The organism is Sphingomonas sp. P3_C5, assembly GCF_056402635.1.
The window spans coordinates 25,656-38,018 of record NZ_JBFUHA010000011.1; the positions used below are offsets into that span (position 1 = coordinate 25,656).

General features: G+C 63.4%; 12 protein-coding genes. 7 read left to right on the plus strand and 5 right to left on the minus strand.

Annotation, left to right across the window (positions count from 1 at the left end):
- Window positions 1-137: 137 nt before the first annotated feature.
- Window positions 138-1,457: an RNA polymerase sigma factor gene (locus AC1DVS_RS22185; protein WP_478026448.1), complete on the minus strand. Its 1,320-nt coding sequence runs from the start codon at window positions 1,455-1,457 to the stop codon at window positions 138-140.
- A 323-nt stretch (window positions 1,458-1,780) separates the two neighbouring features.
- Window positions 1,781-2,215 (minus strand): YciI family protein, encoded by a 435-nt coding sequence (locus AC1DVS_RS22190; RefSeq protein ID WP_478026449.1) that lies wholly within the window; start codon window positions 2,213-2,215, stop codon window positions 1,781-1,783.
- A 361-nt stretch (window positions 2,216-2,576) separates the two neighbouring features.
- On the opposite strand from AC1DVS_RS22190, the gene AC1DVS_RS22195 reads away from it, so the two are divergent.
- A complete protein-coding gene (locus tag AC1DVS_RS22195) occupies window positions 2,577-3,215 on the plus strand; it encodes a hypothetical protein (protein ID WP_478026451.1) in 639 nt (212 codons plus the stop codon).
- Between the two features lie 354 nt (window positions 3,216-3,569).
- On the opposite strand, the gene AC1DVS_RS22200 is transcribed toward AC1DVS_RS22195, so the two are convergent.
- Window positions 3,570-5,270 (minus strand): adenylate/guanylate cyclase domain-containing protein, encoded by a 1,701-nt coding sequence (locus AC1DVS_RS22200; protein WP_478026453.1) that lies wholly within the window; start codon window positions 5,268-5,270, stop codon window positions 3,570-3,572.
- 377 nt (window positions 5,271-5,647) lie between these two features.
- On the opposite strand from AC1DVS_RS22200, the gene AC1DVS_RS22205 reads away from it, so the two are divergent.
- Window positions 5,648-6,952 carry an Hsp70 family protein gene (locus AC1DVS_RS22205; RefSeq protein ID WP_478026455.1) on the plus strand — a complete coding sequence of 435 codons (1,305 nt, stop codon included), beginning with the start codon at window positions 5,648-5,650 and terminating at the stop codon, window positions 6,950-6,952.
- An 88-nt stretch (window positions 6,953-7,040) separates the two neighbouring features.
- Here the strand turns inward: AC1DVS_RS22205 and AC1DVS_RS22210 are convergent, their stop codons facing one another.
- Window positions 7,041-7,781, minus strand: a complete 741-nt coding sequence (locus AC1DVS_RS22210) for a hypothetical protein (protein ID WP_478026457.1) — start codon at window positions 7,779-7,781, stop codon at window positions 7,041-7,043.
- 150 nt (window positions 7,782-7,931) lie between these two features.
- Between AC1DVS_RS22210 and AC1DVS_RS22215 the strand changes: the two genes are divergently transcribed.
- The 4 genes from AC1DVS_RS22215 (at window position 7,932) to AC1DVS_RS22230 (ending at window position 10,558) form a co-directional block, all read left to right on the plus strand.
- Window positions 7,932-8,585, plus strand: a complete 654-nt coding sequence (locus AC1DVS_RS22215) for a hypothetical protein (protein ID WP_478026459.1) — start codon at window positions 7,932-7,934, stop codon at window positions 8,583-8,585.
- 74 nt (window positions 8,586-8,659) lie between these two features.
- A complete protein-coding gene (locus AC1DVS_RS22220; RefSeq protein WP_478026461.1) occupies window positions 8,660-9,016 on the plus strand; it encodes an ArsR/SmtB family transcription factor in 357 nt (118 codons plus the stop codon).
- Window positions 9,000-9,494 (plus strand): SRPBCC family protein, encoded by a 495-nt coding sequence (locus AC1DVS_RS22225; protein ID WP_478026462.1) that lies wholly within the window; start codon window positions 9,000-9,002, stop codon window positions 9,492-9,494. The genes AC1DVS_RS22220 and AC1DVS_RS22225 overlap by 17 nt, the downstream gene beginning before the upstream one ends.
- A gap of 170 nt (window positions 9,495-9,664) precedes the next feature.
- A complete protein-coding gene (locus tag AC1DVS_RS22230) occupies window positions 9,665-10,558 on the plus strand; it encodes a hypothetical protein (RefSeq protein ID WP_478026464.1) in 894 nt (297 codons plus the stop codon).
- Window positions 10,559-11,132: 574 nt separating this feature from the next.
- Here AC1DVS_RS22230 and AC1DVS_RS22235 read toward each other — a convergent pair.
- Complete coding sequence (locus tag AC1DVS_RS22235; RefSeq protein ID WP_478026465.1) at window positions 11,133-11,510, minus strand: hypothetical protein; 378 nt, start codon at window positions 11,508-11,510, stop codon at window positions 11,133-11,135.
- A gap of 265 nt (window positions 11,511-11,775) precedes the next feature.
- Here AC1DVS_RS22235 and AC1DVS_RS22240 point away from each other — a divergent pair, with 265 nt between their 5' ends.
- A complete protein-coding gene (locus AC1DVS_RS22240; RefSeq protein ID WP_478026467.1) occupies window positions 11,776-12,333 on the plus strand; it encodes a hypothetical protein in 558 nt (185 codons plus the stop codon).
- The last annotated feature ends 30 nt before the right edge of the window (window positions 12,334-12,363 follow it).

Sequence of the window (12,363 nt, forward strand, 5' to 3'; positions counted from 1 at the left end):
CAATTCCCTTCATGCCAACCCCCACGCCAAGTTGGCGCAGTTGCTGCTTCGGCGCAATGGAACGGGTGTAGAACCCCTTGCAAGCCAAATAATGGCCAGATCTCGGCGACAGTGCATTCAACTTGGCACGTTGCCAGTCAGCGCTTCGGAAAGGTCACTCCACACCCACCACACGCCCCCGCCCGCGCCAGCAGAAACGCCCTTTCCCGCTCGTTGCGGGTAAGCCCGGCGGCCGCCTCGAATTCGGCGCGCGCCTCGGTCAGTCGGCCGGCGCGAAACAGGAAGTCGCCTCTCGCCGCCGGCAGGGGCGCATAGTGGCGGAGAGCTTCGGCGTCGGGGATCTCGTCCAGCAGTTTGAGGCCGGCTTCGGGTCCGAAGGCCATGCTGTGGGCGATCGCGCGGTTGAGGTCGACCACGGGCGAGGGCACCACCACGCGCAGCCGATCATAGAGCGCGGCGATGCGGGGCCAGTCAGTGTCGGCGGCGCGGCGGGCTCGGGCGTGACAGGCGGCTAGCGCGGCTTGCAGGACATAGGGGCCGCTTTCCCCCTTGCCACTCAGGGCTTCGGCGCGGGCCAGGGCTTCGAGGCCGCGGCTGATCAGCAGATGGTCCCAGCGGGCGCGGTCCTGCTCGGCGAGGGGGATGAAGGCGCCGTCCGGCCCGGTGCGCGCGGCGAGGCGCGAGGCCTGGATCTCCATCAGGGCGAGGAGGCCGAGTATCTCCGCCTTGTCCGGCGCCTGATCGGGAATCAGGCCGGCGAGCATGCGGCCGAGCCTTTGCGCCTCGAGGCACAGGCCGGGGCGGACGAGATCGTCGCCGGCGGTGGCCGCATAGCCTTCGTTGAAGATGAGGTAGATGATCTCGAGCACCGAGGACAGCCGCGCCGCCCGGTCTGCGCCGCGCGGCACCTCGAAGGCGAGGCCGGCATTGGCGATCGCCTTTTTGGCGCGGACGATGCGCTGGGCGATAGTGGCTTCGGCCGAGAGGAAGGCGCGGGCGATCTCGTCGGTGGTGAGGCCGCCGACCACCCGTAGCGTGAGCGCGGCGCGGGCGTCTCGCGAGAGCATCGGGTGGCAGGCGGTGAAGATGAGGCCGAGCAGCTCGTCGCCTAGATCGTCGTCCATTGCTTCCACCATGGCGGCGGTGTCGTCGACTGCTTCGTCCAGTTCTCGGGCGATCTCCTCGTGCTTGCGGGCCTGCATGGTGTCGCGGCGGATGGCGTCTATGGCGCGGCGCTTGGCGACGGCCATCAGCCAGGCACCGGGATTGGCTGGGACGCCGGTCTTCGGCCATTCGGCGAGGGCCACGACCAGCGCGTCCTGCGCGAGCTCCTCGGCGCGGTCTATGTTGCGGACCAGGCGGGCGAGGCCGCCGATGAGCCTGGCGCGTTCTATGCGGAAGGTGGCTTCGATTGTGCGGTGGGTCTCGGTGGTGGGGGGTGCCTCGCCTGGGGTCATGCCGTCTTTTCGGGCATGGGTGCGGGGGAGGCAAGGTGTTGGGGGTAGGCCAGGCGGTGGAGTTGGGGTTTGGTCGGGTGTGGATGGGAGTTTCAGCGCCTCATCTTCAGGCTACCGGATTCACACATAGCGATGCGCGCATAAATCCTTCTCCCCTTGTGGGAGAAGGAGGGAGGAGCGAAGCGACGGAAGGATGAGGGGGATGAGATGTCCGGCGGCGCTAACCTCTCAAGAGTCCCCCTCACCCTTCCCGTACTTCGCACGGGCCCCTTCCCTCTCCCACAGGGGGAGAGGGAGAAGAATGTGCGTGCCCTCGCCGCGTATCACGCCACCCCAAGTTTCCCGCGGTCGCCTTCGCGGGGGGTGGCGAGTTCTTCGGGGGTGATGAAATCCGCGAGGTCGGCGGCTTCGTAGAAGGGGCGGATCTCCATTACGTTGCGGCGGGGCATGACGGCCGGGGCGCGCTTTGCCCAGGCGATTGCCTCGTCCATGTCCTTGACCTCCCAGATCGAGAAGCCGGCGACGATCTCGCGGGCTTCGGCGAACGGCCCGTCGATGACGCTGCGGGCGGCGCCTTCGGAGACGATGCGCTTGCCCTCGGCGGTGGGCTTGAGGCCGGCGCCGGCCACCATGACCCCGGCGGCGACCAGCTCCTCGGTGAAGCGGTCCATGGCCTGAAACGCCTCCATCATCTCGGGCGTCGGCTCCATGCCCTTGTCGCTGTTCTCGTTTGCCATTGCGAACACCATAACGCGCATCGTCTGTCTCCTTGTTCGAGCCGGCCCCATTGGCGTCTCATCGGGACGACGAACGAGTTTGTCCGAAATCGACATGGGCTGCACAATTTTTTTCGTGGGCGCGGGCGCGACGGGAATGCGTTGACGGTTTCATGATGTCGCCAATAGCGCGACACTATAATGAAATACAGCTTCATCTCATTTCCGTCGACGGCCAGTTTCTCAATGTAATTTCCGTACATAGAGCGGCGCCACAGACAACAACTGAGGCGACAATGATGTCGCTTTTGTACAATGACATGTACGCACTCGAATGGAGTGGTCGTGATCTGTATTCTTGCCGATTTTATTCGGCGTAAAACATCGAAGGAAGATCAATATCATGGCACATAACCTCTCAATCACAATGCAGAGCATCAAATCCCTCGACGACAGCACTGAAGTCGGCTCGGACGAGCCCTATGTTCTGGTCACCGCCGCCAATCTCGCCGGGCTCATCCCGCAGGTTGAGGTGACGCTCTATGGCCCGTTCGAGGATGTCGACAAGGGCGAGACCCATGCCACGATCGTGGCACCCGCCGGCCTGCCCAAGCCGATCGCCGACGCCATCAATTCGGGCCCGCTGGGTCGCCGGCCCTTCTGGGCGCTCGACAACAAGACGCCGGCGCCGATCGCCAGCCCGAACGACGTGGTGTTCATCGTCTCGGTGATGGAGAATGACGACGGCAAGCCGAACACGCTGCGTACGCTCGTCAAGCTCGCCGCGGTGGGCAGCCTGGCGGCCTCGAGCGGCATGTCGCGCTCGGTGCGGGTTCAGAAGCTGATCGCCGATATCGGCGGTGCGCTCGGCACGCCGACCGGCGCGCCCAATTTCGACGATGTCGTCGGCACGCACGAGTTCGTGCTGACCGCGGCGGATCTGGTGCCACCCGCCAGCAAGAAGCGGGTGAAGACGCTCGATTTCAACGGCAATAACGAGGGGATTTTCCGCGTTGCCGTCGAAATGGATTTCGTCAGCTGAGATAGGGAAATGCCGCTGCCGCCGCGCGTATCCGGGCGGTGGCGGGTTTTCCTGGGTGTTGCCGCGACGCAGGGCTCACGCGTCGCGGCAGCACCTTTTTTTGTGGTGTGGCGGACTTCAATCATAGTGCGGGGCTCCCCTTCTTCCCCTCTCCTCTTAGGAGAGGGGCAAGCTGCGTAGCAGCGCGGGGTGAGGTTGAGTGCGTGACGGCTCTTGCTGGTCACCCTCACCCTTCCCATCGCTCTGCGATGGGCCCAGCGTTGGGTCGGCCATGCCCCCGGCATGGCCTGAACAGCGCGGGGCGCTGTTCACCCGACACTCCTCTCCCGCTGGGAGAGGGAGAAGAGTCGCCCCCTATTTCGTCGTCATGCGCCAGGTGCCGTCCCAAGCTTTGGGCGGGGTGGCTTTGAACTCTTCGATGCGCGCGAGCAGCGTCTTGCTGGGGCCGTCGGAGGGGTCGGTTTGCAAGGCGGCGTGGAGGGATTTGGCGGCTGGATCCCATTTGCCGAGGCGGTATCGGGCCAACCCTTCCGCGTAGAGATCGAAGATGCGGCGGCGCTCTGCCGGCAGCTCCCCGGCCATCGCGGCAAGTTCGTAGATGCGGACCGGCTCTTCGCGGCCGAGGACCAGGATGCTGTCGATCTCGCGGGATTCGATGCTGTCGCCGGCCATGTCGTGGGTGGCGTCGTCGATCAGCAGGCGGGTGCCGTAGATCTTGTTGGCGCCCTCAAGCCGAGACGCGAAATTGACGGTGTCGCCCATGACGGTGAAGCTGCGCGCCTGGGCCGAGCCGATGCTGCCGACCACCACTTCGCCCGAGGCGAGGCCGATGCGGAAATCGATGATGGGGATGTCGCGGCGCAGTCCGATGACGTCAGGCACCCGGGCCTGGAATGCCTTGAGCCGGGCGAACTGATCGAGTGCTGCGGCGCAGGCGAGGCTTGCCTGGAGATTGGCCTCGACAAAGGGTGGCACCCAGAAGGCCATGATCGCATCGCCGATGAACTTGTCGATGATGCCGGAGCGATCGCTGATCGGGATCGCCATTTCGGAGAAATAGGCATTGACCAGATCAACGAGGGTGCTCGGAGCGAGGCGTTCCGAGATGGCGGTGAAGCCGGCCATATCCGAGAAGAACAGGGTCGCGACCTGCTTTTCGCCGACGGTGGAATAATGGCCGCCGCCGATCAGCCCGGCGACGACGCGGGGATCGACATATTGGCCGAACGCTTCCTTGATGCGCTCCTTCTCGCGCAGATCCTCGACCATGACATTGAAGGCCTGGGTGACGTCGCCGATCTCGTCGCGCGAGGTGACGCGCACATCGGCCTCGGCGAGCAGTCCGGCGCTGACCGCGCGCGCACCCGCCTGGAGCCGGATGATCGGCCGGGTAAGGCCGCGGCTGATCAGCCAGGCCAGCATGAGCCCGACCAAGGCGGCCGAGCCGATCATCAGCAGGTTGACCTGCATCGCCGTCTTCTGGTTTTCGCCGATCGTCACCACGCCCTCGGACACGAAGTCCTTGATTTCGCCGGTGACATTTTCCGAGAGGCGCTCGACCTCGCGCGCCTGTGCGCGGGCGCGGTCCATCTGGACGTCGGTTGCGTCATGCTCGCACGCGGTGAACATCAGGCGATTGAGCGCGTCCTGCTGGTAATCGAGCTCGACGAGCATCGGCTGCAGCGCGGCGAGCTTGATCCTGTTGACCTCACGCTGGGCGATGCGGGCGCCAAGATCGCGATAATATTGAGCCTGGCGCACCAATTGGTCAGCGGACTTCCCCTGTCTCGCCGCGGTCTCACGGCATTTGTTCACGGCCGCGATATCGGGGGTGTGGAGCCCGGTGCCGGTATGCGCTTCCTCGGCCTGGGCCACCGCATGGAGATCGGTCAGGGTCATCGCCAGGGGAAACAGCGAGCGGCTGAGCGTGCGGAGCTGGAGGTGGACCAGATTGGTGGCGTGCGCGGACCACAAGGCGGTAGCCACCATGAGCACGAGCAGCCCTACGGAGACGCTGAAGATCTTGAGACTGATCGAGCGGAAGAAGCTGGCCATGTTGCGGGTGATGGGTCCGTTGGATTGGGTGGTCAAACTGAGGTGGAGCGGGAAATGGTTGGACCGGGTGTACGCCTCTCTCTGTGTGGATGAGGTAAACAGGATTGAGTGTGGTTAACTCTTCCTTCCCCTCTCCTCTTAGGAGAGGGGCAAGCTGCGCAGCAGCGCGGGGTGAGGTTGAGTGGGTGGCGCTCACTTTGGTCGCCCTCACCCTTCCCGTCACTTCGTGACGGGCCCAGTGTTGGGTCGGCCATGCCCCCGGCATGACCTGAACAGCGCGGGGCGCTGTTCACCCAACACTCCTCTCCCGCTGGGAGAGGGAGGAAGTAGAGCTTCGCTTCCTTTTGGCGTGAGGCGCCGCTAGAGGGCGCTGCCTCATGCATGCCCCTGCCCCCTTTGCACTCGGACTCGATTTCGGGACGACCAACTCGGTCGCGGCTGTGTCGCGGGGCGATGCGGCTGAGCTGGTGCTGTTCGACGGGCCGGAAGCACCCGACGCGGTGTTCCGATCGGCGCTGTGCTTCTGGGAGGATGAGGCGCAGCGCGGTGGGCTTGGCGTCGATGCGGGGCCGTGGGCGATCAAGGAGTATCTCGCCTTCCCGCAGGACAGCCGCTTCCTGCAATCGTTCAAGACCGTCGCGGCGAGCGCGAGCTTCGAGCATGCGACCGTGTTCGAGCGGCGCTACAGCTTCGAGCAGCTCGGGCGGCTGTTCCTCGAGAAGATGGCGGCGCGGGCGGGCGGCGGGAGCACCGCAATGAGCGGCGGCGCGGCGCGGGTGGTGGTTGGGCGGCCGGTCGAATATGCGGGCGCCCGGCCCGACGAAGCGCTGGCCCGGACACGCTATGACGCGATGTTCGGTGCGCTCGGGGCCGAGGTCCATTATGTCTATGAGCCGCTCGGCGCGGCGTTCAGCTATGCATCGCGCATCGAAGAGCCGGCGACGATCCTGGTTGCCGATTTCGGCGGCGGCACGAGCGACTTCTCGGTGGTGCGGATCGCGGCACCGGGCGCGGCGCGGCGCTGCGAGCCGCTTGGCCATGCCGGCGTCGGCATTGCCGGGGACCGGTTCGATTTCCGCATCGTCAATCATCTCGTCATGCCGCTGCTCGGCAAGGGCGGATCCTATCGGTCTTTCGACAAGGTGCTCGAGATCCCCGGCGGCTATTTCACTGACTTTGCCGACTGGTCGCGGCTGGCGCTGATGCGCAACCGGCGCACGCTGGCCGATCTGGAGAAGCTGCGCCGTGCGGCGATCGACCCGGAGGCGATCGGCCGGATGATCGCGGTGATCGAGCAGGAGCTCGGCTATCAGCTGTACGACGCGGTCGGCCAGCTGAAGCGGGCGCTGTCGGCCGCGGAGACGGCGCGGTTCCATTTCACGGGCGCGGGGCTGTCGATCGAGGCGGAGGTGGAGCGTGCGCAGTTCGAGGCGTGGATCGCGCCCGATATCGTGCGGATCGAGGCGGCGGTCGACCGGGCGCTGGATGTCGCGGGCGTGGAGGCGGGCGCGATCGACCGTGTGTTCCTCACCGGCGGCACCTCGCTGACGCCGCGCATCCGCCGACTCTTCGTGGACCGCTTCGGCGAGGAGCGGATCGCGTCCGGCGGTGAGCTGACCTCGATCGCGCATGGTCTGGCACTGATCGGGCAGCAGGAGGACCTTGCCGCCTGGGCGGCTTGAGGTTCGGAATGCCGGTGCGGATCACCGGTGCGGGATGACAGCGAGCGCGGCGGAGGGTTGAATCGCAAGGGTTGAGCAGCGTCGCCGCTTACCGCGCCCGGACGCAGCTATAGCCGAGATGCAGGTCAGTCTTGCCGGACTTGGCCGCGGTCTCCGGATCGAACTGCGCCATGTTGCCCGAGCCGCGCGGCTCGTCGGAAGGCGCGGGCCGGGCGGCACGGGGTCCGTAGACCCGGTCGACGGCAAACCCCTGCCCGCACAGGCCATACAGAACGAAACCGCCGGTCAGCATATAACTCGCATAGGCTTGCCAGGGATGAAGGGTCCTGCGCCCGCTCGTCACCGTGAACATGACCGGGTGATCGCCGGGCCGATAATCGACGTGCATGGCCACCGTGTAGCTCCGCAGGTGCATGTCGGGCCGGACATTCGAATAATCAGCGAAGAGCGGCTGCCGGACACAGGCGCCGACCGCCTTCAACCGCGCCACATCCTGGAAGAGACCGAGCGAATAATATCCTGTCGGGGAGAAGTCGATTTTCCCAAAGGATTGCACCCGGCAGCCCCGCATGCGCTCGAGCGGCTCCCAATGGTCATTCGATACAGTCAGCTGGATCGCCTTGTAACCGCATGTGGCTCGATCCAGCTTCAGCTCGAACCAGTCTCGGATGCCGGCATGATGGGTAAGCCGGCCCTGCAGGGCTTGCGCGACGGACGCGGTGTCCGCCCCGGAGGGTGTGCCGCGGGGACAGTGTTGCGCGGAAGCCGGAACGGCACCGCAGGCCATGAAGAGCAGTGCCGCGATGAAGGCGGCGATTTTGCCGGACATGTGCCGATACCTCATCTTATTAACGACCAATCCCAGCCGTGCTGTGCGGGGTAGCGCCTGTTTATGATAATGCGAGAAGTGGACAAAATCCGGATCGAATTTGCATTTGCTTGCAGTAGTTTTAGCGTTGACGTGCTGAAGGATTGATCCGTGAAAATACTTTCTTCGTTCCGCTTGGCGTTACTGGCGGCCACTCTTTTTCCGCCCAGTGCTTATGCCGCGCCGCCTGCGCCGAGCCTGCCGGTGCGCGGGAGCGCGAGCGAGTATCACTTTGACGACATCATGGCCTCGAAGCAGGGCGATCAAGCTACCTATGTGTTACTTGGCAGCGGTTTTCTGCGACCGACGACCTTCGGCGACCCCAAAGCCTTTGTTTCCGAGTGGCTGAAATCGCATCCAAAGGCGATTGTTACCCCGATCTCGCGCATGCTGTCGACCAACACGCGGACTCATCAGGTGATGGAGATCGTTTATGTCTGGGCAGAGGATGGGAGCGACAGCCTGAATGTCGATCTGATCCGCGCCGGGATATTCGCGGGCGGAACAATGTATGACATGGTTGATAGTCAAAAGAGTTTCGACTGGCTTCTGAAAAATGATCCAAAGCTCGCCGACATGCGTGCCGAAATCGAAAAAGAGCGAGCTGCGGCACCGCAGGACCACAGCGAGCGCCTTATATCCGATGAAGACTATCAGGTGAGGATCACCCGTATCAATGATGCGGAACGGTTTGCGCGCGAGAAGAAACTAGGCCTCTGGTCGGACGCTATGAAAGAGGACCGCGAGGAGGACGGCATCGAGTGATGCGCGCCTGCTTCACCCCTGGATAACGCGCGCCGCTTGCGCTTCCTGCGCGCGCAGGCTACACACTGAACCATATGGTTCAGTTTGCAAGCCCTCCCCTCGATCTCTCCTTTGCGGCGCTGTCCGATGCGACCCGGCGCGGGATCATCGATCAGCTCGGGCGAGCGGACGCCTCGATCACCAGCCTCGCCGACACGTTCAAGATGACGCTGACCGGCATGAAGAAGCACGTGCAGGTCCTCGAACGGGCGGGGCTCGTCGTGACGCAGAAGGTCGGGCGGGTGCGGACATGCAGGCTTGGGAAAGGCGGGCTCACGGCGGAGGCCGCGTGGATCGAGGCACATCGCAAGCTCTTCGAGGACCGCTTCGACGCACTGGACGACATCATCAGCGAAGTGAAACTGGAGGCAAAAGATGACCCAGCAAGCTGAAACGCATAACCCCACCTCAGTCGAGCGCAGAGGGGACCGCGAACTCGTCATTACGCGGACATTCGATGCGCCGCCGAGCATCGTTTTCACGGCGTGGAGCCAGGCCGAGCTGTTCCGGCGCTGGTGGGTGCCGAAATCGGTCCCCGGCGGCGTTTCGCTCGTAGCGTGCGAGATGGACGTCCGTACCGGCGGCAAATATCGACTAGAATTCAGCGCCGGCGGCCCGGACACCATGGCCTTTTACGGCAAATATCTCGAGGTGGTGCCGAACGAGCGCATCGTCTGGACCAATGATGAGGGCGAAGAGGGCGCGATCACGACCGTGACCTTTAAGGACCTGGGCGGAACGACGCTTCTGACTTTCCACGAAATTTATCCCTCCAGGGAGGCTCTCGAGGAAGCACTGCAGGGCGGAGCGGCCGCATTGCCGGAGCAGCTGGACCGGCTTGGCGAATTTCTTTCGGGCATGGGCGAGTAGCGCCGACCGGGAAGGCGCCTCGGGGAATTTTCTGCTCCCGGGAAGGGAGTCCACCGTCATTTCCGGCCAGAACCTGGCGCTCAGCTGCACTCGGGCGCCAGCTATCGGTTTACGAAGCGCTTTCGCCGCAAGCCGTTGCCCCCGGTTCGTGCGCGTGCGAGGCTTCCCGCATGAGAATAGTGGTTCTTTTACTTGCCTGTGTTTCGCTAGGCCTCCTTGGCTGGGTGGTTCAATCGCGCGGGACAAGCGTTGGGGAGGCAGCGGCGCAGACCTCCGGGTTGCGGCTGAAATCGGATCTTGGCGAATACCAGCTGATCCCCCTGCGCCGTTTGCCGCGCTCGCCGGAGAAGTCGGCGCTGGACGAGTATTGCAGCGGATACCGGGCAGCGAAGCAGAGTCCGCTGGCGCGTTCGGTCGAGAAACTGGGGTGGATCGTCACGTCCGAGGCGCCGCTTGGGCGCTTCCGGACAGTTACCTTCGCAAGCGGGTTCAACCCAGGCACCAGCGCGCTGTGCTTTGCCCGCAATGCCAATATCGCTGTGTTCGAGGGTGGCGCACTGGTGGCGCTCGCTTATCCGAAGCGTCCTTACCAGGGACCGGATTCCAATTCGAACCCGATCCCGCTCGGCGTGGTCGAGCCACTGGAGGATGGTACGGGGCTGCTGATCTGGACGGATCCTCCGGGCACGCCCGTAGGCGAGCTTCGGGTGGAGGGCGAGAGCCTGCGGTTGACCGCTCGCGCGAAGGAACACGCCTATTGCCAGGGCTTGGCGCGAGTGCCCGACATCTATGAAAAGGGCATCGATACTGCGCGCAGGATGCTGTTCGCGCGGGGCTGGAAGCCGCAGCACCCTGCCGAGAAGCCGGGCGATGGCGACATGGCTCGTGAAATGGCCGAGATGGGACTGATTGAAGCCGAGGCGTGCTCCGGCACGGGCGTCGGCTTTTGCAACTGGGCTTATCGCGGCAAAGCGGGGCTGCTGCATGTCAGCACAGTGGGCGGCGCGCTGGAGCCCGCACGCAACACCGTTTCGAGCTACTATGTCGAGTGCGGCGCACACTGACGGTGCGTAGCCTTGCTGCAATGTCATTCTGCCTGGGGCAAGTTGGTCTATCTATCGGGTGGCTCCGGAATATTTGAGGGTTGTTTCGAGCCGACTCCGTATGCCCAAACGCATTTACGATCCTCGGTGCAATGAAAGGATCTGTCGACTATGTCGGCAGCATGCCTGTAGCTATCGCAGCTGAAATTCACATCCGAAGTCAGATATAAATACCCAGACACAAATTCATAATTTTCTTTATGTGCGTATGCATGCGATAGAGCCTTGATAAGCGCTTTTTCCTTAATATTTACGCTATCCAATACATAGAGACTATGTTCTTTTACCTTGATCGATATGTAATATCCGGGCTCTGGCACCGGCTGATCGGCCGGATACCAACCGCTGGGCGCGTCACATTTTTCGTCCAGAGCAAGTAACGGTGAGCTTGTCAAAAATGACAATAATAGAAAAATTATATATTTTACCTTGCTTGTCATTTACAACGACCCCGCTCAACGATTAAACTACATCATACAACTATTAGGATCGTCACTCACTGGAGATTGGCGACTGCCTAGCTTACAAGTCCTGATCAGCATGGGCCATGCCAGTAGACGCCGTGACCCAGCTCCGACCAGCATTCCACCAGCATCGTCAGGTTCTGCTTGTCCGGGGCGAAGCCGTATCCCCAGCCGCCGTCGAAATATTCCTTTGTGGTGATATCCACCATCCCGCGGCGGACGGTGACGGAAACAGGCTTCAGGCTGGCGATCGCAGGCGGCCATTGGTCTTTGCGCAAGCGGGTAGAGGGCCCGGACGGACCAAAGGGATGAGTCACCATCAGCTGTCGCGATTCGGCTGCAACTGCCTGCAATGTCGTGTCATTGTGCGTGGGGTGCGGGAACGCGCAATATAGGGCGAGCGCCGCTAAAATGAGGAGCGCTACCCCGATGCGCAGGCACCCCATCATGCCGGGGTCTCTTCCGATTTATGTTTCAGCAGACCTCCCATCCAGGGGGGTCTGGCAGCCAAGTTTGATTGCGGCAAGCGGGGCGGAAGACGTCCAGTTGCTTTCGGGGTCTGGCACATCGGCGCGAGCGTTCGGTTCTGGCGCCTGGCCCCGCGCGAAAGCTGCGAACGGTTGCCAATCCGCTGCCAGCGCCCCGCCATGCTATCCATCCAAAAGATGTGTGCTGCTAGGCTCAATGCAATCAACGCGAACAAGGATTTGTCGCATGAAGATCCAGTTGAGCGCTCTCGTTGCGGCTTTCGCGATCGCGGCACCGGCACATGCCCAGACGGCCATAGCGACGGTCGGTACGCCCCCGCCCCCACCGCCCGCCTGCACGGCGCCCGAACATCGTCAGTTCGATTTCTGGGTGGGCCACTGGGACGTGTTCGACCCGAAGAGCGGCAAGAATGTCGGCGAGAGCCTGATCGAGAAAGTCTATCACGGGTGCGGCATCCGGGAGAATTGGCAGCCCCGGAAGGATCAAGGCGGGAGCCTCAACATCTATCTGCCGGCACAGAAGCAATGGTTTCAAACCTGGATCGACGCGCAGGGCTCGCGCGCGGAGTTCGTCGGCGGGTGGAATGGCAAGGCGATGGTGATCGAGGGCGACTGGCCCGCGCCGGCCGATCCGGCGAAACCGAACCGGGTGCGGATGACCTATACGCCCAATCCGGATGGATCAGTGCTGCAGGAAGGCATCAGCAGCGCCGATGGAGGCAACACGTGGAAGCCGAGCTTCGCCTTTCTCTATCGGCGACGCGCTGAGGTGCCTGCGCCGTGAGAGTCGCTTTGGGTGAGGTGGGACGCGCCG